Consider the following 23,780-nt stretch of genomic DNA (forward strand, 5'->3'; position numbering starts at 1 on the left):
GCGGGGGGATCCGGTCCCCCCGCGGGCCCTTCTGCGTTATGGGTATGTGCGCGCGGGCCCCTTCCGCGCTCGGGGGGATGCTGCGCGCGGGCCCCTTCCGCGCTTGGCGGGCTTCCTGTGCGCGGAATCTTTATATGTTTAGGGGCAACTCCGCGCATGCGGCCCTCTTCCGCGTTTTGGGACGGGTATCGCTAGAGTAGTTGATCTTGCTATTCGGGATCTTCTTCGAGGTCTTCGAATGGGTCGTTTGGTTCGATGACCACTTGTTTCTTCTCGATGATTTTGTACGTTATCGTGGCGTTGTTGAGTGCGTCCTGAGCGGATTCTTGGGTTTGGCCTATTTCGGCGGGGATTTCTAGCTTGGCAATCTTGTTGTAGAGTGCGGTGATGTTGTTTGTCAGCTGAGCGTCGATGTGATAGTGGCCGCAGAACCATTGGCTGTACGTGGCTTTTTGGCGTATGGTTTCAAGCCAATTGGTGTACTCGTCCATGGGATGAAGTTCTAGGCGGTTGGTAACGGCTGCAATGCTTTCCTCGCATGAGGTGGGAGCGCAGTGCGTTATAACGATATCGACGTTCCAATTTGCGTTTTCGAGCGTTTCTATGGCGTGCTCGCGCTCTGCTTGTGTAGGGATTTCTTCAGGGAACCAGCCTATTCCTTTAGTGCGCGTTTCCTTGTCGTAGGCGCTGGATGCGGCTCCGCCCATTGCGAATAGGGTGATCCCGTCCAAATCGTATAGCTCGCCTCGCATGAGGTGGTAGACGCTGTCATTGACTTTTTGTGCTATTCCGCCGCGCCACGTGCATGTTGGAAGGTTGTTCAATGCATGGAAGCCTTCATGATTGCCGTCTACGAATAGTGTTGTGAAGGGCTTGGCGTCAAGCCATCTGAGCCAGTATTGCTCGCTGGTCGAGTTGTTCCATACTAGTCCGAAGTCCCCGCATATGATGACGCAGTCGTCCTTTGTCAGGCCGGTTGCGTCGAAGTGGGAGCTTGAAAGCTTTTCGATGTCGTAAGACGCGTGTATGTCGCCGGTGATGTAGATGGTCACGTGCGCACCTCTTGCGGGCTAGAACAGCGACGGCGTTTGGGGAACGGCGGGCGTCGTGGCAGCGCTTTTCGTTTTGCGAGCCTTCGGCTTTTGCTGCTTGATCTCTTCGAGCTCTTGCTGCATCTTTTCGTTTTGCTCAAGAATTGCGTCAAGTTTTTCGGCGAATCCTGACAGCTGGAGGGCTACGCTGGTTTCTTCTTCGACGTAGCGTTGCAGGGCTTCGGTGATAGCGGCGGTGCGGGTGATTCCTCGTTTTGTGGCTACGCTGTCAACCGTTTCTGCTAACTGTCGGTCTACCCATGCGGCTAGTTGCCGTTTGTCCTGACTGTGCTCGACTGCCATGATGCGTTCTCCTGTTGTGGTGTGTTTGCAATCTGATTCAGCATGTCCAGTATAGTCGGTTTAAGGCGGTTACCGAGAATTGCATCGATAGAATTTTCTTACTTGTCGATTTTCGCGTTGAAAGGGATTGAAGTGGTTGTTGCCTGGTTTGTTAGTGCGGCGGCTCAATTTGCTCGGCGCGATTTTTTGGGCGTGTTTGAGCTGCTGAATCAATTGTGAGCGGCGCCTGTTCGGTAGTCTGTGCACGCCTGCTCAAGATTCTGCGTATGTTTACGCTGTTCAGGTAATTATCTGCGTATGCCTGTTTAATCAGCTGCGTTCGGTTGCTTAAGGACCAGCGTGTGCTAGGTCAAGACACTTCGTGCGTATGCGTAAAGGTCTGTGTACGCATCGGTAGTAATATCTGCAAGGTCTCGCGTGTTTTCGCCGCTTATATCGGTATATGGTCTGCAAGGTTTGTATGCCATGCTTCTTCATAGGCAATGGGTTCGTCTTACGGGAAGCGGGTGCATATGGGGATGATGAATGTGTGCTTGTCGCACGATACGGCGTTTCGCTGGTTGGTGAGGAATCGGAATCCTCGCATTGCGGGGCGGGCTAGCACGGGTCGCGTGTTGCCGCTGTCCTCTCCTTCGATGGCGCAGTGCAGAGTGCTTGCTTCGGAGCTTCGGCTGGGCGTTGACCCGCTTGAGGTGCTGGTATGCAGGTCGAGCGGCAGGCTAGATTCCAGCAGCGTGAAAGCGCATCTGTCGGGGCTTGCGTATCCTTCGGGGTCTTTTGTCCGTGTGGATGTTTCGGGGCTTGGCGGCGTCTATGCGGCATCTCCGGAGCTGGTGTTTCGACAAATCGCGGCCAAGCATTCGCTGCTTGAGGCCGTGTACGTTGGCTATGCGCTGTGCTCGTCGTATCGCGTTGACGGGCAGGTTGATGGCGGCATTGCCATTCGGGAAGGCGATGATGCGCCGTTGACGACGGTGTCCCGCATTGGCGCTTATCTGCGGAAAACGGAGGGCTCGTATGGGTGTGCTAAGGCCCGGCGAGCGTTGTCGTATGTTCGCGAGGGGTCGGCAAGTCCAACGGAATCGGCCTTGGCTATGGGGTTGAGCCTGCCGGCGTGCCTTGGCGGATTCGGTGCAGGAGACGTTGTGCTGCAGCGATCGGCGGAAAACGGCGATCTTGCGTCCTTTGGACGTGCAGGCGTCTCGACAAGAAACAGCGTGGCTATTGAGATGAAGGAATCGGGTTGCGGAAGGGGGCCGGTGTCCATGGTGGTGTTGGATGCATGTGACGACAACGCGCAAAAGGGAAGCGGTTGCGCTGGCGGGCGCAAGCGTGCGATGCGCGCGTGCATGGCGGTGACGCCGTCGCAGGTGTACGAATTCGGGTCATACGTGCAGCTGTGCGAGCGGGTGTGCCGCCAACTTGATACACGCGGCGGATCGCGCCGCCGGATAACGGAGCAGGAAGCTGGGCGCAGGGAGGCCATACGGACACGTCAGGCCGAGTTGTGGCGCACGCTCGTGTGCTTCAGTGCGTTTCGACAAGCGGAAACAGGGGATTGCGTGAACGTGTTCGAACTGCCGAGCGTTCGCGATGGCAGATAAGCTGCATTCGGAAAAACATGCAACCGAGTACAGAGTTTTCTCGATGACGAATGGAAGCAACGCACTATAATTAAGCGCATTATGAATACTATTGCAAACATCTTCACACAAGCTCGCAACGCGGGCACCCAACCTATCTCGTTCGAGATTTTCCCGCCGAAGGGCGAGCTGAGCATGGAGTCGGCACGCAGCATGGCCGAAGAGCTTGCGAAGCTTGACCCCAGCTTCATCAGCGTAACGTATTCGGCTGGTGGAAGCGGGAACAAGCAGGCAACCGCTGAGATTGCCGCCATGATTCAGGATGACTTTTCCGTGCCTACGATTGCGCATCTGACGTGCGCGGGTGCTTCCGAGGAGTCCATCGCGGCTGCTGCGTCCGACATGAAAGGGCGCGGCATCCGCAACGTGCTGGCCTTGCGCGGCGACTTGCCCGAAGGCTATAAGCCGGGCGATTTCAAGCTTGCGAAGGATCTGGTTCCTCGCCTGACCGAGGCCGGCTTCTGCGTGGGTGCGGCGGCGTATCCGGAAGGCCATATCGACTGCGATAGCATGCGCCTCAACGTTGAGCATCTCAAGCAGAAGGAAGATGCGGGCGCGGAGTTTTTCGTGTCGCAGCTGTTCTTCGACAACGAGTACTTCTACCGTTTCCGCGAGCAGGCGGAGGCGGCAGGCATCACGAAGCCTATCACGGCGGGCATCATGCCGTTCATGAGCAAGGCTCAGATTTCGCGCATGGTGTTCATGTGCGGCGCTTCGCTGCCAAGCCCCATCATCAAGCTGCTGGCCCGTTACGAGAACGATCCGGCAAGTTTGCGCCAGGCGGGCATCGAATACGCGTGTCGCCAGTTGACGGACCTGCAGGAGCACGGCGTTGACGGCCTGCATGTGTACACGATGAACAACCCTGAGATTGCGCGTGCTGCCATGTGCGCGTTGAAGGTGGCGTTGGTGCGATAATGGTTCGCTATGGCCGCCTCGCCGCAAGCCGGGGAAGCGGCGTGCGGTTGAATCGCGATGAGGCATTAGGATATTTGGGCTACGCGGGCCAGCAGGTTGATGAAACCTTGCTGGCCCGTTTTCACGAGCTGGCGCATGCGTGCGAGACGACGATTGAGCCGGTATATGCTTGGGAGCTGTACGACATCGATGAGCGGCGGTGTTGCTGGGATGGCGCCGAGCCGGTGGTTGCGCTGCGCGATTGCCCGGTGCTGCTGAAGGGCGAAAGCATTGCAGTTCATCTGCGTGGGGCGCGCAAGGTAGCGTTGATGGCGTGCACGCTGGGGGCTGCGAGCGAGCGGGAGATGCGCAAGCACGCTGCGCTGAGCGCGGCTGACGGTGTGATGTACGGCGCTTGCGCTTCGGCCTTGGTTGAGGCTTGCGCGAACGCAGTAGAGGGATATATCGTTGCGGCGGCTCATGAGCTTGGCTTGCATACGAATTGGCGTTTCAGCCCGGGATACGGAGACTTGCCGCTTGACGTGCAGCCGGCGTTTTTGAAGGCGCTTGACGCCACGCGCAAGCTTGGTGTAACGCTTACGGCAACGAACATGCTGGTGCCGGTGAAAAGCGTGACGGCCGTTGTGGGCTTGTTCGATAAGGTGGATGCGGGCGCTGAGGTCCGAAGCGCGTGCGGCGTGTGCCAGCTGAAAGGCTGCTGCGAATTGAGGAAACGAGGGGTTACCTGCCATGGCTAACGAAACTGTCGACGGCGCCGCACGCGGCGCCTTGCGTGGGCTTGATGAGGCGAAGCGGCTGCCGGTTCCCGACCTGTCGGGTGTGCGAGTGGCCGATGAGCACCTTCGACGCGCGTTGCTGGGCCTGGATTATCTGGTCATCGACGGCGCGATGGGCACGCAGATGCAGGAGCGCGGGCTTGCCGAGGCGGGCGAGCTTCCCGAGCTGCTGAACTTTTCTCACCCTGACGACATTACCGCTATCCATGCGGCTTACGTCGAAGCTGGGGCTGAGGTGATCACCACGAACACGTTCGGTGCAAACCGGTTGAAGCTTGAGGGTGTTGCCTCCGTTGCCGATGTGTATGCGGCTGCCGCCGCGTGCGCTCGTGCCGCTGGGGCGCCCTATGTTGCCGGCGATATCGGGCCGACGGGTGCGCTGCTCGAGCCGATGGGCACTATGTCGTTTCAGGAGGCCTACGACGTGTTCGCCGAGCAGGTTGAAGCGGTGGCTGCTGCCGGCTGCGATGTGGTGCTCATCGAGACGATGGCCGACTTGCGCGAGGCGAAGGCCGCGCTTTTGGCGGCGCAGGAGCACTGCGACCTGCCGGTGTTGGTGACTATGACGTTCGGCGAAGACGGCCGTACGTTTTTGGGCACGTCTCCGGCCGTTGCCGCCGAGGTGCTGTCGAGCATGGGCGCGCACGCCGTGGGCTTGAACTGCTCGCTTGGCCCGGCCGAGCTGCTGGGTGCGGCGCAAGATATGGCTGCGCGCGTTCGCTGTCCGCTTATGGTTCAGCCGAATGCCGGCTTGCCGCATGTTGAGGACGGCGTGACCGTGTTCGATGTTTCTCCGGAAGATTTTGCGGCCGCTATGGCCGATATGATGGATGCCGGCGCGAGCATTGTCGGCGGGTGCTGCGGCACGTCGCCGGCTTATACGCGTTTGCTGCGTCAAATGGCTGACGAGCGCCGCGAACCTGCAGCGCGTCCGTATCAGCCTGCATGCGTGCTGTGCAGCGCTCAGGAGGCTGTTGTGCTTCCCGTGGGCGTTCCGCGCATCGCCGTGATCGGCGAGCGCATCAACCCTACGGGCAAGCCGAAGTTGAAGGCGGCTTTGCGTGCGGGCGATTTGGACTACATTGTGGGTGAGGCGGTTTCGCAGCAGGAATGCGGCGCCGATGTGCTTGACGTGAACGTGGGCCTACCCGAGCTTGATGAGCCCGCTGTGCTTGCGGCCGCCGTTGACAAGCTTGCCGCTACGGTTACGCTGCCGCTGGTGGTGGATTCGTCTGACCCGGTTGCGGTTGAGGCGGCGGTGCGCGGTTATGCCGGCAAGCCGCTTATCAACAGCGTGAACGGCAAGCGCGAAAGCTTGGATGCGGTACTGCCGATTGTGAAGAAGTACGGCTGCGCGGTGATTGGGCTTGCCTTGGACGAAGGCGGCATCCCGCCAACGGCCGAGGGGCGCTATGCGGTTGCTGAGCGCATCGTTGCGGAAACGGACGCGTATGGCATTCCGCGCACCGATGTGGTTATCGACTGCTTGACCATGGCGTGCGCAACGAACCAGTCCGAGGCGCTTGAGATTTTGCGCGCCATCACGATGGTGAAGGAACGCTTGGGCGTGCGCACCGTGCTGGGCGTTTCGAACATCAGCTTCGGCTTGCCGCAGCGCAACATGGTGAATGCGACGTTTTTGGCTGCCGCTTTCGGCTGTGGTCTTGATATGCCGATTCTGAACCCGAAGGCTAAGCGCTACGTTGACACGGTGAATACGTTCCGCGTGCTGAATTGCCAGGACGCTGGCGCCGTGGAGTTCATCGAACGTTATGCGGGCGGCAATGATCCGTACGATGTTCCGGCTGGTTCGGCTGGTGCGCCGGCTGATGGTGGTAAGGACGCTGGCCAGGCTGGTGCGGATGCGGGGGAGTGCCCCATCGCCATTCCCGAAACGCTTAGCGACGCTGCCGACGATGTGGCGGCTATGGTGCACTTGATCATGACGGGGCGCAAGGCTCCTATGCCCGAGGCTACCGAGGCGCTGCTGGTCAATCACGACCCGCTTGACCTGGTGAACGGCGTGTTCGTGCCGGCGCTTGACGTGGTGGGTGAGAAGTTCGACAAAGGCGTGTTTTTCCTGCCGCAGTTGATGGCATCGGCGGAGGCGGTGAAAGCCGGCTTCGACGTGGTGAAAGCGCACGTGGGCGATGCGGCGGGCGATGAGGGCCCTGCAAACATCATTGCCGTGGCCACGGTGAAGGGCGACATCCACGACATCGGCAAGAACATCGTCAAGATGTTGCTGGAAAACTACGGGTTCCAGGTGGTTGACCTGGGGCGCGATGTGGACCCCGAAGAAGTGGTGCGCGTGGTGCAGGAGCAGCGCATCAGGCTTGTGGGCCTATCGGCGCTTATGACCACCACCGTTCGCGCCATGGAGGAGACCGTGACGCTTCTGCACGAGCGTGTGCCGGAATGCAAGGTGTTCGTGGGGGGCGCTGTGCTGACGTCCGATTACGCCGAGCAGATCGGCGCGGACTTCTACGCGAAGGACGCTGCGGAATCGGCTCGCATCGCGGAGCGCTTCTTCGCCGAAGGCAAGTAGCTGCTGGAAGGCGTTGGAGTTTTTGCGCGCGCTGCTTTTGCGTGTGTGAGTCGCGTCAAGGGGTTCTTGAACTTGCGCGGCTATTGATTTTTGGCGCATTGCTTTCGCATGAGGCGTGGACTTGGCTCTCTGCTGGCGGGGCTGCTATACGCTTCTCGGTGTAGAGAGTAGGCGCGCTGCAGGGTTTTTGTTTGGTATACGTAGCAAAGAGGCGTGCAGGCAGTGCTTGCACGCCTCTTTGGCGTTTTGGGGGTTGTACTGTTCCGGGCTTGCTGGCCACAGGCGAATTCGGTGGTTTTAGCCGATGCCGCCTAACACGATGCCGAGCACGATGACGATGGCCGTGAGCGGCACGAACAGATAGCGCCCCATGGCCTCGAACCATTTTCCTAAAGGCTTCTCACGTCCCATTTGAGCCTGTTTCGTGGCGAAGTTCTTCGGGCATACCCAGAAGAACATGACGGCGGCGATAAGGGCGCCCAGTGGGATGGCGTAGATGCTGACGGCGTCCATCCAGGCGCTGACGGCATCGCCGTTTTCGATGAACACGCCTACGGCAAACGAGGCAACGGCGACGATGCCGACCGCTGCCCAGCGCGGCAGGTGCGCTTCTTGCTGCAAGGCCTCGATGGGCGGCTCGTACAGGTTCACCAAGCTGGTAATGGCGGCGCACGTGACGGCCAGGAAGAACACGAAGCAGAACACGTTGCCGAACGGCATTTCCTGGAAGACCTGGGGCAGCACGATGAACAGCAGCGGCGGGCCCGCTTGCGTGTCGGCGCCGAAGGCGAACACTGCGGGAACCACTACCATGGCGGACAACACCGCGGCAAGCGTGCTGAACACGACGACGTTTTTCGCCGAGGACACCACGTTCACATCCTTCTTGAGGTAGCTGCCGTAGACCAGCGTGCCGCCGCCGGCCAGGGACAGGCCGAAGAACGCCTGACCAAGCGCCAATACCCACGTCTGCGGGTTCGCGAGCGCTTCCCAGCGGGGCATGAACAGGTACGCGTAGCCGTCAAGCGCGCCGGGCAGGAACGCAACGCGCACAAGCAGGACCACGAACAGCACGAAGAACAGGGGCATCATGACCTTGTTCAGACGCTCGATGCCGCGTGAGATGCCCAGCACCATGACGGCCAGCGTGATGATGAGCGCCGCAGCATGCCAGCCGACGCTTCCGAAATCGCCGGTGATGCCGCCAAAGAACGCGCCCATGCTGTCTTGCACAAGCAGCTGACCCGTTGTTGCGGTGACGAGGTATTTCAAAAACCAGCCGAGCACCACGGTGTAGCCGATGGCGATGCCGAGTGCGGCAAGCACCGGTACGATGCCGATAATCTTGCCGATGGCGCTCGCATGGGGGACGTTGCGCAGGGACAGCGCTTTGCCGAATGCGCCCATGGGGCCGGTTTGCATGGCGCGGCCGAACGACATCTCGCCGACGACGCCGGTGAGGCCAAGCAGCACCACGAAGAAGAGGTAGGGGATGAGAAATGCCGCGCCGCCAAGCTGCGATACGCGGTAGGGGAACAGCCAGATGCCGGACAGGCCGACGGCCGAACCGATGCACGCGATGATAAAGGCGGTGCGTGAGGTGAACGAGTCCCGGGCAGAGCTTGCGCTGGTTGTTTGCTGAGCCATGGTTTCCCTTCCCTTGACAATAAAAAAGCCGCCCATGCAGGCGGCTTGATAATTTGGTGGAGCCTAGGGGGATCGAACCCCTGACCTCATGGCTGCCAGCCATGCGCTCTCCCAGCTGAGCTAAGGCCCCGAACAAGGTGCGAAAGCTATTATACGGCAATGCCAGCTTTGCGCAAGACCCTATTTCGAAAAGTTTTGTTGCGCGTTAGCGGAAACACGTTGCGGTCATGCGTGATACTTTGCGTCCGGTGTCATCGGCAACATCGACGGTGTAAAAGCCCAGCTTGCGGCCCGATTTGTCAGCATCGCACGTGGCTATGAGCTTCGAACCCTTCGCGCCGCTTAAAAACTCGATGGTGTTGCTGACCGAAACGGTGGGTTGCTCGTCGATGTTGCAGGCAACGGCTAGGCAGAAGTCGGCAAGCGTGAAGATGGCGCCTCCCATGACGCCGCCTTGCGCGTTGCGATGTTTGTCGTCTAGTACCATCTCGCAGACGGCGTGTCCGCGGCTTCCTTCCACGATGGTGCAACCAGCGGCTTGTGTGGCGAATTTGTCGTTGGCGAAGTAAGCTTGGATTTGCTGGAGCGTGGGGTTTTCAGGAAGCATGGGCGTCCTTTCCGGGGTTGCTGTGCTAGTTCGGCGGGGTTGCGACGGTTCCGAACAGTTCAAGCCAGTCGCCGTCGTTCACGGTGATGGTTTGGGTGCTTCCGCGTAGCAGGTACACGGAGTCGGTGATGGAGTCGTCGTCGAAGTCGAGGTCCTGCATGACGTATGCGGCGTAATCTTGCGAGGCGTCGTGCGGCGCGTTCGGGCTGACCGTGACCGCGTACGTTCCGGCGGGGATGTCGGTGCCAACGCGGTACAGACCGCTTTGATAGGGCTGCTGCGGTTGGAAATCGGCCTCGTCCGAGGGGACCATCAGGGCATCGCCGATTTTAGGCATGAACGCGATGACCTCGCCGTTTTCGAGTTCGGCAAAGTAGTTGCCGGTGTAAGACACGGCGCAATCAAGGCTAAACGTGCCCGATCCTTCGGGGTCGAACAGGTAGAACTCGCTTTCAACGGAGGGGCTTCCTTGCAGGAAATATTCGCCAGCGTCGATATCGCGACCAACAACGTAGACGCCTGCGGTTGCCTTGCCGTCTTGGACCTGGTTGGGAAGGTTGCCGGCGGCGTCTTGGATATCGCCGAGCGTGAACCTGCCGTATGCGTCGGAGTCGGGCGCGTCTGTGGGGTCGTACCCGTAGGGATCGTCGTAGTCGTAGGAATGGATGGAGTCGGAGCGGGTGTGCAGCGAGTCGGTGACCATGCTGATGGTGGCGCAGCCGACGCAGCCTCCCAGTCCAAGCAAAAACGTCAGCACGCAGGCAATCAGGACCCAGGGCCACTTCTTCTTCGGCTGTTGCGGCGCTGCGGGCACACCATAGGGGCTTGGCGGGGCGCCGTAGGGGTTCTGAGGCGCAGCGTAATAGGGCTGTTGGGGCGCCTGACCGGCCACGTATGGTTGCTGTTGAGGCGGAATGGCGGCGTAGGGTTGCGGTGCCGGTGCACCTGCAGTGTTTTGCGGATTGGAAGATGTCGGCTGGTTTGCGGGATAGCTGGGTGTCGTCGGTTGCTCGCCTGCGGTTTGACTGCCCTGCTGACAGGTGTTGTTGAGGTTGGTTTCTTTGTTTTCGGAATCGCTCATATGAGGTGCTCCTAACGGTGTTTGACGCCGCTTATCTTAGCACGCGGCCTGCATCGTGGCTGAAGTTGTTAACGGAACATGGTGGATTGAACGTGTTTACGGATGCGGATAGGCCTTTGTGCCGATGCGCTGCGGTGGGCGTTGGGCAATGAGCACGGTGTCACATGGTTCTGGTAGGCTTGATGCAGGAACGCCCGCGGTTTGTCGCGGGCGTTCCTGTTACATTTCTGCGATGTCGAGGCGCTTGCTCTTGCGTAAAGCCTTAGGCGCCGAAGACCTGCGCGGTTACCTGGTCGATGCGGGCGAGCACGTCTTCGCGGGGCAGCAACTCGATGGACTCGAACAGCGGCGGGGAAACCATGTTGCCGCACACGGCTACGCGCAGCGGCTGCAGCACGAACTTCAGCTTCATGTCCATGGCGTCGCCCAGCTCGCGGCAGGCGGCTTCCAGGCCTGCCGCTTCCCAAGCGTGGGATTCGTCAGCCAGGATGGCGCGGCAGTTCGCCAGGGCCTCGTCGGCGCGGGCGCCTTCCTTGAGCAGCACCTTCTTAACCGATTTCTCGTCGAGCTCGGAAACTTGGGCGCCCCAGAACATGTAGGCGAGTTTCGCCGGCACCTCGTCGAGGCGCTGCAGACGCTCGGATACCAGCGGGTACAGCTTGGCGTACCACTCGGGGCGCGCGTCGATGTCGGCTTCGGTTGCGCCGGCTTCGACAAGCCACGGGCGCGCGGCGGCAACCCAAGCTTCGGCGCCCATGCGCTGGATGTACTGGCCGTTCATCCATTCGAGCTTCGTTTCGTCGAACACGGCGTCTTTTTTCGTTATGCGGTCGAGCGTGAAGGACTTGCACAGCGTTTCGCGGTCGATGAGCGTGGTTTCGCCGTCAAGGCTCCAGCCGAGCAGCGCCAGGAAGTTCACCATGGTGTCAGGCAAGAAGCCGCGGTCCCGGAACTCCTCGACGCTTGCGGCGCCGTGGCGCTTGGACAGCTTATGGCCGTCTGCGCCCAGAATCATGGACAGGTGAGCGAACATGGGCACGTCGTAACCGAGCGCCTCGTAGATGAGGATCTGGCGCGGCGTGTTGGACAGATGGTCGTCGCCGCGGATGACGTGCGTGATGCCCATATTGGCGTCGTCGCACACCACGGCGAAGTTGTACGTGGGCGTGCCATCGGTGCGCACGACGATCATGTCGTCCATGACGTCGGCGGGGAAGGACATGTGGCCGTAGACGGCGTCCTCGAACTCGATAGGACCATGGTCGGTGGGAACCTTCAGACGCCACACGTGCGGCTCGTCAGCCTCGATGCGGCGGGCGGCCTCGGCCGGGTCGATGTTGCGGCACGTGCGGTCGTAGCCGGCATAGCCGCCTTCCTCGGCTTCGGCCTTGGCGCGCTTGGCGTCAAGCTCTTCTTTCGTGCAGAAGCACGGGTACACCATGCCACGTTCCTTCAGGCGCTCAAGCGCGGCGGCGTACGTGTCGAAGCGCTGCGTCTGGAAGTAGGGGCCAGCCTGCCCGCCAACCTCGGGGCCTTCGTCCCAGTCAAGGCCAAGCCACTTCATGGCGTTGAGGATGACCTGCGTGTTCTCTTCCGTGGAGCGCTCGGGGTCGGTGTCCTCGATGCGCAGGATGAACGTGCCGCCCGTAGCGCGGGCGAATGCCCAGTTGTAAATGGCCGTGCGGGCGCCGCCGACGTGCAGCTTGCCCGTGGGGGAAGGTGCGAAGCGAACGCGCACCGGTTTGTTCTCAGTCATGTTGCTTATGTCCTAACGTAAAACCAACAAGTACAGCAAGTATAGACAGCCCGGACGTTACTGCAAGCCAGATGCCCGCCATGCCCATCCAAAAAGCGGTTGGATACAGGGTGATAAGCAGGCTGTCTATGGAAAACGTCCACGTTCCTGCTTGGAAAAACAGGCTGTGAAACACGCCGAACAGCCCATAGAAGTCGACAAGCGCCCAGATGCCGAGTGCGGCAAACGCTGCAAGCACGAACGCGCCGCCGGCGATGAGCACGCGCCCTAAGACGCGACGGTTGATGCGCACGGCGACGTGTGCAAGGCCGGCAACGCACAGCACGGCGATAACCGCCAGCGCCGGTTTTGCCACGCTGACTACCCGGTACACGTCGTCGAGGTGGCTGATGGCGTCGGCGGGCAAGTGACGGGTTTCGCTTGCTTCCCCTATAACCGTGGCGCGGCCGTCGGCCTCGGCTGAGGCGTTTGCGGCGGCAATGGCCTCGTTCAGCTCATCGGCGTTGTTCGAGTCGAACGTGTAGTGCTTGCCCGCCACGGCCATAGACGTGAGCTCGCCGTGCGTAAACGGCGTGAGCGGCTGGTCGCAGCCCGAGAAGGCGCGCGAGAGCGCTACGGTGGCCCAGTCGGGCACCGACACGGCGGCGAAGCCGGCCGCTATAAGCGTGACGGCAAGCAGGACCGTGCTGCCAATGGCAACGAGTTTGTTGAGTGCTTGCATAGGGCTCTTTCGGTACGTTGAGCGTTTGCGGTTCGGACGCCCTTAGGCGATGTGCGCAAGAAGGCTCCTTGATCGCTTGCGGGAAGCAAGGCGGTTCTTGCGCGATGATGCTTTAAGCGGCCTTAGTCCACCCAGATGGTGGCGCAGGTGATGCCCTTCATGGGCTTCGAGATGGTGGGGTAGGGCCCCAGGCGGCTGAAGATGCCCTGGAACGTGCCGTTGTAGCAGTACAGGCCTTCAAGGTTGTTGTAAAGCACCGGCTCGCGCTGCACTTCTTGGTCGGACAGGTTCGCGATGTCGTTGTCGGGGACGAGAATCTGCGTTTTGAACGGCGTGATGTAGCGCTGCACCAAGAAGGGCGCCCCGGCGGCCCCGTTGGCGAACTTCGCGACGATCTGCTCCCATTGCTCCTGCGTTTGGAAGCAGCCGGCGTATACATCGGCTGCGCCGTAGGCGTCGGTGGGCTTGATGATCCAGGCGTCCTTGTCGGCGCGGATGGCGTCAAGATCGACCTCGCGCTCATTGAGGTAGCGCGTTTGCGGCACGGTGCGCTCCACGAACGCGATTTCCTCGGGCGTCAAAAACGCCTGCGTGGCAGGGTTGAACAGCGCCTCGAAGATCTGCTTGTCGTGCACGATGTGGCCGGCGAAGCTGCCGATGAGCGCCACTTTCTGCGCTTTCACTGCTTCAACGAGCGCTTGCGACTGGTCCCAATATTCCAGCACGTCGTTCGTGACGCAGCGGCGCCAGATGGCGTGCACGGGCTGGCCTTGCGCGTCGTGCAGCACTTCGCCGTCGAAGGTCAGGTCGCGCACGTCGCACACGGTGCAGGGGTAGCCCGCATCGGTGAAGCGCTGCGCGAACAGGTGGAACTCGTCCACGACGCCGTTTTCCAGGTAGTCGCAGATGGCGAAGCGCGGGTGCTCCACGCGGCCTTCGTACGTGTTGTAGATGTTGATGAACTCGGAAACCCAAGCATCGAACAGTTCGCAGGCTTCAACGTGGTGACGCTTGGCGAATTCCTTGAACGTGGCCGTTTGCTCCACGGAGTGCGTGATTTCGCGGTTCTCGTTCATGCCCGAGCTGCCGTCGCCGTTGAACTCGCAAAACGCCACGTCGCCAGTGCTCTCGTCTAGGAAGATGTCGAAGCGGGCGAACGGCAGCAGCGCGTCGTAGCCGCGCGGGACCAAGATGAGCTCGGCCAGGCGCGGGTCGTAGTCGAAGATCTTGCGGTACTCGGCGTCGTCGAGGTAGTGCTGCATGACCTTGCACAGGATGCGGTGCGTGGTTTCAACGACATCGCGCATGACCTGGCGCGATGCGGCGTCGTAGAGCTTCGGCACGAAGCTGGTGGACACCACCTGGTGGTGCACGATGGCCGTAGACGCGTCCATGTAGGCGCGCGCGGCGCGGCGGCCGGCGATGTCGCCGTCAAGGCTGTTCGCGATGTCGATGTACTCCTGCGTGTACGCGGCGTTCTTGAAAACGGGCTGGGTGGTTTCGGTCATGCGGCTGCCTTTCCCTTTGGGCGTTCGGGCTTTTCGTTCGGTGAAAGTGTAGCACGTGCGCGCTGCTGCCCGCCGGGCGTTCCCGCTGTGCACAATGTATGCAACATTTGTTCGTGTGCTATGCCATTGGCGCGCCCGTGCAAATGGCATCGCGCTTCTGCTCCACGAGCTCGATGATTTGCGCGCGGTTGCTGACTTCAAGCTTTGCGTGGATGTTGCGCACGTGCGCGCGCACGGTGTGGATGGATATGACCAGCGCATCGGCGATTTGCTGGGCGCTCATGCCCTTCGCCAGCATCAGCAGCACCTCCGCTTCGCGCGCTGTCAGCTGCCCGTCGGCGGCAACCTCTTCGCACGCCTGCTTCCACAGGGCCTTCTGCGTGCGCACGGACACGCCGTCGGCGTCTTCCTCCTCTTCAACGGGTTGAATGAGGTCGTTGAGCTTGTTCTCGGGGAACACGATGACTGTCACCAGCATGCACAGTGCGGCAAGCGTGAGATTCACCACCAAAAACTGCGCGCTTGAGATGTTGGCGTCCAGCAGGAATATGGCGACTATCGAGCCTGTGGCCAGGCCCAGCGACAGCGCGGCGGTGCCGAAGCACATCACCTTCACGCAGTTGCCGCGCATCTGATAGCCCAGGTAGGCGCAAATGGCCCAGATGAACAGATCCGTGCCATAGCCGGCGAAGTCAAGCGCCGCCGCCGCAAGCACGGGGGAGGTTTCCCGCAGCACCGAAACGGCCAGCTGCGGCACGATGAAGCACAGTGCCAGCGGATAGAAGATGCGGGCGATGGACTTGTCGGGCGGCGTGGACAGGTCTAGCGCGATGAACACCAGCATCAGCACCACGAGCGCCAGCATGACGTAGCGCATGCACAGCACCGATTGCGAGGCGGGCAGGGCGGTGAGGATGTAGCTTTTCGACACCTCTTGGCACAGCGAGTACACGAAGATGGCGATGAGCAGGTTGCGGAAGCGCGCCGGAAGCTTGCCGATGGTGTTGATGACGGCAAGGTCTTGCGGCGAGTCGCGCTTCACCGACAGCGACAGCGCGCTGAAGACGGGCAACAGCACGAACAGGATGGCGCCGATGGCGAACGAGTACCCCTCGATAAACGAATAGACGCCAATGGCGAACAGCGCGCACAGGCTGATGGACAGAAACGAGCGACGCGGCGAGGTGGTGCAGAGGATGGTGGCGCTGCGCGCGAGCATGAACGTGGTGCCGAAGCCGGCAAGCGCGGCGCCGACGATGAACGCGGCGAGGCTGTCGATATAGCCGCCGCCGACCAAGATCATCAGCAGCGTCCCCGCCGATCCGATGGCCGCACCGGCGGCCAGGAAGCGGCGCGAGACGATCGCGCGCATGCCGCGCTGTCCGCGCGTGCCTAACGCTATGAGCGTTGCCACCGACGCCAGCAGGTGCGCAATGAACAGATACGAGATAAGGATGGCCGAATCGGCCTGCGTGTTCCACACCGATCCCGAGAACGCGACCAGGTTCCACGCGAACCAGAACGCGAAGCCAAGATGGGACACGGCGGGCAGATGCGTGTTGATGCCCCGCAAAAGCTCCTGGGCGCCCGTGGCTGCCGGCGCGGTTTCCGAAGTGTTTGTCTGCTGCATATTCGATTCCCCCTAAAGACCCTTCGCGCCGCATTGTAAAAGCGCGCCCTTCACGTGGTCAATATGTGGGTAAGGCGTTTACCTAATAAGTGACTAGGGTAACCGCGAAATAGTCAATTGATAGGTATGTCCAGGTCAGATGCTTGTCCTCTAGGATGCGAATCGCTGATGAGGGGCGGAGCGGCAAAGCTTCGCCAGCAAGACCACACAAGGGGGCAAGACGTGGAGACGACGCAGTTGCAAAATGAGCGTGCCGATGCGTGCGCCGAGCGCGCCGGCTTTTGGCAGTATTTGAGCCGACTGTTCTATCGAGAGCTCGACGAAGAGTTGCTTGAGCGTTTGCACGGACAGGCGGTGCTGCCGCTGTCCGACGATTTCGATGCCGACGAGCGGGCGTTTGCGCGCGGCTCGAACAAGATGGCTAAGTACGTGCTTGCGCAAAACCCCGACACGCTGACGCAGTCGCGCTGCGATTACGCTCGCGTGTTTTTGGGGGCAGGGTCGACGACCGATGACCCGGTCAGCCCGTTTGAAAGCGTGTACACCAGCGAGGAGCACCTGCTGATGCAAGGCGCGCGCGACAACATGTTCCGCACGCTTATAGCCGCTGGGCTTGCGCTTGACGATGACTACAACATGCCCGAGGACCACATCTCGTTCGAGTTCCAGTATGTGGCCCACCTGCTTGACGCCGAGGCCGCGGCTTGCCGGGCCGGCGATGCGCAAGCGGCCGATGCCGCGCAGGAGCAGGTGCGGGCGTTTTTCGAGAATCACATCGCGAACTGGGTTCCGCGGTTTTGCCAGGCTGCCGCGCATCTTGCGCGCACGCCCTTTTACCGCGGGCTGTGCGAGTGCACGGCGGCGTGGGTTTGCCTGGAGCAGCGCTGCTACGCGGATGACGATGCGGCGGCAGAGCAGGAGGTGGCGTGATGAGCGAGCAGCTGAAAGGCGAAGAAGCAACGAGCGCGCCCGATGAACTCGAGCAAGCGGTGGTGCTTATCCGCCGCGAGCCGGGCAAGCGCGAGCTGTACCTGGAAGCGCTTGCGGCGGCCGGCAGCGAAGGTACCGACCCTATCAGCCGCTTCGACCTTGAGGGTCGCATGGCGGCAAAATCCCAGGCTGCAACCATGTTCCAGTCTATGGGCACGCTGATAGACGCGCTGGTGCGCGAAGGCCTGCTTGCCGAGCAGCTGCCCGAGCCCGAATACGACCCCGATACCGAAGAGGAGTGCGTGGACATGGCGCGCGCCACGTATGCGCTAACCGACAAGGGCGGCAAGGTACTTGAACGCTTGCGTCCGTCTGCCCGCTTAGCGCGCCTGTTTGCCGACGAACCGGAAAACGTCGAGGGCTTTCGCCGACTGCTGGCGTTTTGCAACGGCACCAAGCGCACGAAACGCCAGATAGACGATGAACTTGCCGCTATCTGCGCCGCGGCGCCCCGGTCGCGCCACGTGTCGGCCGCGGGCATCTACCCCAGCTATTTCACGGACCGCCTGGAGCAATGCGCCGGCCTGGTCTGGGAGGACGGTTGGACGACCACGAAGGAAGGCGCTGCTTTCCTTGCGGTCTTTCAATAAGACGAGCTAACCCAAGAAGAAACAAAGGAGGAGGTTTCATGGGACAAGCGACAATGACGCGTCGCAGCTTCGCGAAGGTCTCGGCCCTTGTGGCCAGCGGCGCGGCGCTCGGCGCAACCATCGACGCGGGCAACCTGGTGGCTGCCGAAGCGAAGGTGACCAGCAGCGGCACCCGCAAGGTGAAGACGCTGTGCCGCGCCTGCGTGGCGCGCTGCGCCGTCATCGCCACCGTGGAAAACGGGCGCGTGGTGAAGCTTGAGGGCAACACCGAGGACGGTACGACGCACGGCGGCTTGTGCGCGAAGGGCCTGTCGGGCATCCAGGCGCTGTACAACCCCAACCGCAACAAGTACCCCCTGCGTCGCGTGGGCGAGCGCGGCGGCAACGAGTGGGAGCGCATCACGTGGGAGCAGGCCATCGACGAGATCGCGCAAAAGCTGTGGGAGTCCAAGAAGCAATACGGCCCCGAGTCCATCTTCATGTCCACGGGCGGCGGCGGAAACCCGCAGTTCTGGAGCGTGAACCGTTTCGCGGCGGCCATCCAGTCGCCCAACACGTTCGAGCCGGGCTGCGCGCAGTGCTACCTGCCGCGCATGGTGTCGTACAAGCTTATGTACGGCGGCGATTTCATGACGGGCAACTGCTCTATGGCCGACTCGAACTGCTTCGAGATGTACAACCCCGAGGTTGACATCGACGCCGTGGTCATCTGGGCGGCGCAGCCGGCGGCCGACACGCCTCCGGGCGGCGGCCGCGTCATGGCCGACCGCCGCGCTGCGGGCTGCAAGACGGTTGTGGTGGACCCGCGCTTCACCGTGGACGCCGCGCGCGCCGACGTGTGGCTGCCCATTCGCGCCGGCTCCGACGTAGCCATGCAGCTGTGCTGGGTGAAGTACATGATCGAGAAGCGCGGCTACGATGCCGACTTCTGCCTGAAGTGGACGAACCTGCCGTACCTGGTGGACCCGAAGACGGGCATTCCGGTTCGCGCCGCTGACCTGGGCTTGGTGTCGAAAGAGGAAAACGACGCGCAGATGGCCGCCACGGCAACCGATACGCTGACGGGTCATGCCACGGCGAAGAACAACGACAACCCGGCGCTTGGCTATTGCGGCATCCCGTACTTCGTCATCTGGGATAAGAAAACCGGCGGTCCCGTTGCCGTGCCGTATCCGAAGTCCGAAGAGGAGCTCAACCGCTTCTTCGACGAGGAAACGGAAGCTGAGCTGTTCAACGATGAGGGCTACACCATCGACGGCATCAGCGGCTACAAGACGGCGTTCCAGCTGACGTACGAGCGTTCGCGCGAGTGGACGCTTGAGAAGACGGCTGAGGTGACGTGGTGCGATGCGGCCGACATCGAGGCGGCCATCGACATCTTCTGCGAGGCGAAGACGGCGGGCATCGTCGGCGGCGTTGCCACCGACCAGAACCCGCAGTCCGGCCAGGCTTCGGCGGGCTACGCGCTGCTTTCGCTGCTGAACGGCGACGTGGAGAAGCCTGGCGCGCTTTTGCAGCGCTTCCCCAAGCCTGCAATGGCCGATGAACTTGGCGGCATGTACGGCCTGGTCAGCGCCGATATGGAGCGTAAACGCCTTGGCTTTTCCGAGCATCGCGGCATCGGCCAGTGGGCCATGTCGGTCATCCCGTACCTGTGGGACGCCATCGAGACGGGCAAGCCGTACAAGCCGCGCATCTGGCTGGAGCGTTCGGGCAACAAGCTGCAGAACCTTGCCGAGACGGAGCGCTGCTACAACCTGCTGCCGCAGCTTGACCTGATCGTGCACATGTACATGTATCCCACCAGCTTCACCATCGAGGCGGCCGACTACGTGCTGCCCATCCTGGAGTGGCTTGAATCGAACCAGCCCATCCAGATTCTTAACAAGGTGTTTGCGCGCCAGGAGTGCACGCACCTGTTCGAGACGCGAAACGAGGCCATGATCTGGTCCGACCTGACCAAGCGCATGATGGAGCTTGGCGACGAGGACTGCCGCGAGGCCATTTACGACACGAAGGGCATGGTGGCCGCCGCCGGCGGCATCCCCATGCCGCTGACCGACACCGACGAGCGCAACGCGCACGTGGCCGGGCTTGGCATGACGTGGGACGAGTTCTGCGACAAGGCGCCGTACGAGTTCTGCAGCTGGGAAGATTGGCATACCTATTACTATTACAAGCAGACCGATGCTTGCGGCTACCTTACCGGTTTCGACACGGCATCGGGCAAGTGCGAGCCGTATTCGGAGGGCTACATCACGCTTGGTCTGTCGGCAAGCCCGTGGGCTATGCACCCCGAGGTGTTCGTTGATAATCCCGTCGAGAACCCGAACGCGGCAAACTCGCTGGTCAAGTACGGTTACGACCCGCTTCCGTACTACGAGGAGCCCGAGGAAAGCCCGCTGACGGACACGGAATACCCGCTGGTGATGAGCAACGGCCGTTTACCGATGTACCATCACGGCACGCTGCGCAACGTTCCCTACCTGCGCGAGATCTACCCCGTCCCCGAGGTGTGGGTGTATCCCGACGATGCCGAGAAGTACGGCGTGAAAGACGGGCAGTGGGCCTGGATTCGTTCGCGCCGCGCCGAGATTCGCGGCAAGGTGCGCGTGACGAAGGGCGTGCGCCCCGGCGAGGTGTACATGGAGCGCTTCTGGCTTCCCGAGTTCTTGGACCAGGAAGGCAAGCGCGACCAATCGTGGCGCTCGGTCACCGTTAACCGCCTGTCGAAGTCGACGGGGCGTCTGTCCGACGTCAACGGCACGTACACGCTGCGCGCTTACCAGGTGGCAATCGCCCCGGCCGAAAGCGGTCCGGAAGGCGCCTGGACGGAGCCTGAGGACTTCGAGCCCTGGATGCCGCAGTACAGCGAACCCACGGAGGTGATTCAAACATGCGTAACGCTATAGTGGTTGACCTGGACCGATGCTCCGGGTGCTTCAGCTGCGAGATTGCCTGCAAAATGGAGAACGGCATCGCGCTGGGGTCGTATTACAACAAGGTGATGACGGTGGGGCCGTTCGGCGACTTCCCGCGCATGCAGCAGTACTTCCTTCCCGTGCACTGCCAGCAATGCGAAAACGCCCCGTGCGTGCACGTGTGCCCGACGGGCGCAAGCTACCGCGATCCCGACACGAACGTGGTGCTGGTGGACAAGGCGAAGTGCATCGGCTGCAAGTATTGCATGATGGCCTGCCCCTACGGCGTGCGCTCGTGGAACAAAGAAGAGCGCGTTGTGGAGAAATGCACGCTGTGCGGACATCTGACCGCGCAGGGCGACCTGCCGGCGTGCGTGCACAACTGCCCGGGTGGGGCTCGCTTCTACGGCGATCTGGACGACCCGACCTCGGATGCGTCCAAAGCGCTTGCCGCTGCCGAGAAGTCGGCCGTGCACACGCTGACCGACGTGGGAAACAAGCCTGCGACGCACTACATCTTGTCCGAGCGCTATGCGCAGTGGCAGGAATCGAAGGATTTGGCCGGATCGGGCCGCTACATGCAGAAAGATGGTGAGTAGGATGGAAATCCAGTGGTCGTTGGTCCTGTTCACCGTGCTGACGGGCGCGGGCGGCTGGATGCTGGCATGTGTGGCGATCGATGAGTTCGCCGGCAAGACGCGCGCTACGAACAAGCTTGCCGTCGTGGTGGCGGCCGTGGTGGCGTGCGCGGGCGGCATCGCGTCGGTGACGCACCTGTCGCATCCCGAGCACATCATGGGGGCGCTCAGTCACCCCACCAGCGGCATTTTCGTGGAGGCGGCGCTGACCGGGCTTATGGCCGTGTGCGCCATCGTGTACTTCGTGCTGCTGGTGCGCGAGGCCTCTGCCGGTGCACGCAAGGCGTTTGCAGTGCTGGGCGCTGTGTTCGGCGTGCTGCTCTCGTTCATGGCCGGCGAATCGTACATGATGTCGTCGCAGCTGGCGTGGAACACGCCGCTTCTGCCGCTGGGCTATGCGGGCACGGCCATGCCGCTTGGCGTGGCGCTGTACCTGGCCTTGGCGGCCTGGCGCAAAGAGCCCGACACCAGTCTGTTCGCGAAGCTGCTGGTGGCCGGCGGCGTGGTGGCCGCGCTGACGGCGGCCGCGTACGGCGTTGTTTCTGGTGCCGGTGGCGACCAGGCGCTTTTGGTGTGGGGCTTGGCCGTTATCGTTGGCGGCGCGGCTCCTGCGGCGCTGGGCGCGCTAGCGGCGAAAAAGCCTGAGCAGGCGCTTTCGCTGGCCGCAGCGGCGGCGGTGTGCTGCTTGGTTGGCGCCACCGCGTATCGCTGCACGATGTGGCTTGCGTCGGTGACGGTGAACAACTTCTTCGGCTTGCTGTAAGCCGATTCGCCCCCGCAGCAACCCCCCTCTAAACTTGCTGCGCGTGGATTTCTCTTTGGAAGGCCCGTCCGGTTTGCGCCGGGCGGGCCTTCCGCACTTTTCGCGAGTACCTATATATGGTGATTCCACGCGCGCGGCCGCGGCGGCGTGACAAATGCTGCCTGTGTGGTAGTATTCGCAGCTAGCATAAACGCGGGCGGCCTTTGCGCGGCCGCCCGAACATATCCGTTTATCAAGAGTCGGGGGAGAGGGTTGGCTCGCTGATCCCGACACCAACCTGGGGCAAGCGGCCCCAAGGTGGTCCGGCCGACAACGATGAAGGAGGAACATCCATGGCCAACGCGCACAATTCGTACCTGTTCACGTCCGAATCCGTCACCGAGGGTCATCCCGACAAGGTGTGCGACCAGATCTCCGATGCCGTGCTCGACGCCATCCTGGAGAAGGAAACCGAGCTTGCCAAGCAGGGCTACGTGTCCCCGTCGGGCCAGCCGGCAGACCCCACGCAGGTGCGCTGCGCCTGCGAGACCATGGCCACCACGGGCATGATCATCGTGGCCGGCGAGATCCGCACCCAGGCCTACGTCGACGTGCCCGCGCTTGCGCGCGAGGTGCTGCGCGAGATCGGCTACGACCGCGCGAAGTACGGCTTCGACTGCGACACGTGCGGCGTGCTCAACGCCATCCACGACCAAAGCCCCGACATCGCCCAGGGCGTCGACGAGTCCTACGAGGCCCAGCACGGCCAGGCCGGCGACGATCCCTACGAGAAGGTCGGCGCGGGCGACCAGGGCATGATGTTCGGCTACGCCTGCGACGAGACGTCCACGCTCATGCCCATGCCCATCTACCTGGCACAACGCATGTCCGAGCAGCTGGCCAAGGTGCGCAAGAACGGCACCATGCCCTACCTGCGTCCCGACGGCAAGACCCAGGTCTCGGTCCGCTACATCGACGACAAGCCCGTCAACGTGGAGAAGGTCGTGGTGTCTACTCAGCATTCCGAGGAGATCTCCACCGAACAGCTGCGTGCCGAGATCGAGGCGAACGTCATCCGCCCCGTGCTTGCGCGCGAGGGCGTGGAGCTTGCGCCCGACGCCGGCATTCACATCAACCCCACCGGCCGCTTCGTCATCGGCGGCCCCATGGGCGACTGCGGCCTGACCGGCCGAAAGATTATCGTCGACACCTACGGCGGCATGGGCCGTCACGGCGGCGGCGCATTTTCCGGCAAGGACTGCACGAAGGTGGACCGCTCGGCTGCCTACGCGGCGCGCTGGGTGGCGAAAAACGTGGTGGCCGCCGGCTTGGCGCACCGCTGCGAGGTGCAGGTTGCCTACGCCATCGGCATGGCGCAGCCCGTGTCCATCATGGTGGACACGTTTGGCACCGAGTCCGTGCCCGTGGCCGACATCGAGCGCGCCGTCTCCGAAGTGTTCGACCTGCGCCCCGGCGCCATCATCGACGAGCTGAACCTGCGTCGCCCCATTTACCGCAAGACGGCCGCCTACGGCCACTTCGGCCGCGAGCTTCCCGAGTTCACTTGGGAGGCCACCGACAAGGCTGAAGCTTTGAAAAAGGCGTGCAATCTGGCATAACAAGAGGGCTAACATACTCTGCGTGAGAGAAGAGGGCCCGGATGGGGTAAC

19 protein-coding genes, 1 tRNA gene and 1 riboswitch are annotated in these 23,780 nt (G+C 61.9%); of the genes, 10 read left to right on the forward strand and 10 right to left on the reverse strand.

Features of this window, described 5'->3' with window-relative positions:
- Positions 1–209: 209 nt before the first annotated feature.
- Positions 210–1,052, reverse strand: a complete 843-nt coding sequence (locus ACWI6D_RS06120) for a metallophosphoesterase family protein (protein ID WP_449134045.1) — start codon at positions 1,050–1,052, stop codon at positions 210–212.
- A gap of 18 nt (positions 1,053–1,070) precedes the next feature.
- Positions 1,071–1,394 (reverse strand): hypothetical protein, encoded by a 324-nt coding sequence (locus tag ACWI6D_RS06125; RefSeq protein ID WP_302718721.1) that lies wholly within the window; start codon positions 1,392–1,394, stop codon positions 1,071–1,073.
- Positions 1,395–2,044: 650 nt separating this feature from the next.
- Here ACWI6D_RS06125 and ACWI6D_RS06130 point away from each other — a divergent pair.
- From ACWI6D_RS06130 to ACWI6D_RS06145, 4 genes are all read left to right on the forward strand, one after another.
- Positions 2,045–2,998 carry a hypothetical protein gene (locus ACWI6D_RS06130; protein WP_449134046.1) on the forward strand — a complete coding sequence of 318 codons (954 nt, stop codon included), beginning with the start codon at positions 2,045–2,047 and terminating at the stop codon, positions 2,996–2,998.
- Positions 2,999–3,079: 81 nt separating this feature from the next.
- Entirely contained in the window at positions 3,080–3,955 is an 876-nt protein-coding gene (locus tag ACWI6D_RS06135) for a methylenetetrahydrofolate reductase (protein WP_302936404.1), read from the forward strand.
- A gap of 41 nt (positions 3,956–3,996) precedes the next feature.
- A complete protein-coding gene (locus ACWI6D_RS06140; RefSeq protein ID WP_449134047.1) occupies positions 3,997–4,692 on the forward strand; it encodes a hypothetical protein in 696 nt (231 codons plus the stop codon).
- Positions 4,685–7,279 carry a homocysteine S-methyltransferase family protein gene (locus ACWI6D_RS06145; protein ID WP_449134048.1) on the forward strand — a complete coding sequence of 865 codons (2,595 nt, stop codon included), beginning with the start codon at positions 4,685–4,687 and terminating at the stop codon, positions 7,277–7,279. The genes ACWI6D_RS06140 and ACWI6D_RS06145 overlap by 8 nt, the downstream gene beginning before the upstream one ends.
- 297 nt (positions 7,280–7,576) lie before the next feature.
- Here ACWI6D_RS06145 and ACWI6D_RS06150 read toward each other — a convergent pair whose 3' ends face one another.
- The 8 genes from ACWI6D_RS06150 to ACWI6D_RS06185 form a co-directional block, all read right to left on the reverse strand.
- On the reverse strand, positions 7,577–8,926 hold the full coding sequence (locus ACWI6D_RS06150; protein WP_449134049.1) for a sodium-dependent transporter: 1,350 nt from the start codon (positions 8,924–8,926) through the stop codon (positions 7,577–7,579).
- Between the two features lie 54 nt (positions 8,927–8,980).
- Positions 8,981–9,056 (reverse strand) — tRNA-Ala (locus ACWI6D_RS06155).
- Between the two features lie 75 nt (positions 9,057–9,131).
- A complete protein-coding gene (locus ACWI6D_RS06160; protein WP_449134050.1) occupies positions 9,132–9,533 on the reverse strand; it encodes a PaaI family thioesterase in 402 nt (133 codons plus the stop codon).
- A 25-nt stretch (positions 9,534–9,558) separates the two neighbouring features.
- A complete protein-coding gene (locus ACWI6D_RS06165; protein ID WP_449134051.1) occupies positions 9,559–10,614 on the reverse strand; it encodes a hypothetical protein in 1,056 nt (351 codons plus the stop codon).
- 262 nt (positions 10,615–10,876) lie between these two features.
- Positions 10,877–12,370 (reverse strand): glutamate--tRNA ligase, encoded by a 1,494-nt coding sequence (gene gltX, locus ACWI6D_RS06170; RefSeq protein ID WP_449134052.1) that lies wholly within the window; start codon positions 12,368–12,370, stop codon positions 10,877–10,879.
- Positions 12,363–13,091 carry a lipoprotein intramolecular transacylase Lit gene (locus ACWI6D_RS06175; RefSeq protein WP_449134053.1) on the reverse strand — a complete coding sequence of 243 codons (729 nt, stop codon included), beginning with the start codon at positions 13,089–13,091 and terminating at the stop codon, positions 12,363–12,365. Before ACWI6D_RS06175 ends, gltX begins: the two co-directional genes overlap by 8 nt.
- A 122-nt stretch (positions 13,092–13,213) precedes the next feature.
- On the reverse strand, positions 13,214–14,599 hold the full coding sequence (locus ACWI6D_RS06180; protein WP_449134054.1) for a hypothetical protein: 1,386 nt from the start codon (positions 14,597–14,599) through the stop codon (positions 13,214–13,216).
- Positions 14,600–14,717: 118 nt separating this feature from the next.
- Complete coding sequence (locus ACWI6D_RS06185) at positions 14,718–16,229, reverse strand: response regulator transcription factor (RefSeq protein WP_449134055.1); 1,512 nt, start codon at positions 16,227–16,229, stop codon at positions 14,718–14,720.
- 222 nt (positions 16,230–16,451) lie between these two features.
- On the opposite strand from ACWI6D_RS06185, the gene ACWI6D_RS06190 reads away from it, so the two are divergent.
- The 6 genes from ACWI6D_RS06190 to metK all read left to right on the forward strand — a co-directional run bounded on the left by ACWI6D_RS06190 (position 16,452) and on the right by metK (position 23,729).
- On the forward strand, positions 16,452–17,159 hold the full coding sequence (locus ACWI6D_RS06190) for a TorD/DmsD family molecular chaperone (protein WP_449134056.1): 708 nt from the start codon (positions 16,452–16,454) through the stop codon (positions 17,157–17,159).
- A complete protein-coding gene (locus ACWI6D_RS06195) occupies positions 17,159–17,809 on the forward strand; it encodes a hypothetical protein (protein WP_449134057.1) in 651 nt (216 codons plus the stop codon). The genes ACWI6D_RS06190 and ACWI6D_RS06195 overlap by 1 nt, the downstream gene beginning before the upstream one ends.
- Positions 17,810–17,847: 38 nt before the next feature.
- Positions 17,848–20,721 (forward strand): molybdopterin-containing oxidoreductase family protein, encoded by a 2,874-nt coding sequence (locus ACWI6D_RS06200; protein WP_449134058.1) that lies wholly within the window; start codon positions 17,848–17,850, stop codon positions 20,719–20,721.
- Entirely contained in the window at positions 20,706–21,329 is a 624-nt protein-coding gene (locus ACWI6D_RS06205) for a 4Fe-4S dicluster domain-containing protein (protein WP_449134059.1), read from the forward strand. The genes ACWI6D_RS06200 and ACWI6D_RS06205 overlap by 16 nt, the downstream gene beginning before the upstream one ends.
- Before the next feature lies 1 nt (position 21,330).
- The gene (locus ACWI6D_RS06210) at positions 21,331–22,131 is read left to right on the forward strand and encodes a dimethyl sulfoxide reductase anchor subunit family protein (protein WP_449134060.1); all 801 of its coding nucleotides are present in this window, start codon (positions 21,331–21,333) and stop codon (positions 22,129–22,131) included.
- A gap of 226 nt (positions 22,132–22,357) precedes the next feature.
- Positions 22,358–22,453, forward strand: a riboswitch (SAM riboswitch).
- A gap of 10 nt (positions 22,454–22,463) precedes the next feature.
- Entirely contained in the window at positions 22,464–23,729 is a 1,266-nt protein-coding gene (gene metK, locus ACWI6D_RS06215) for a methionine adenosyltransferase (RefSeq protein ID WP_449134061.1), read from the forward strand.
- Positions 23,730–23,780 lie beyond the last annotated feature (51 nt).

The sequence above is a fragment of the Senegalimassilia sp. genome (genome assembly GCF_977052095.1).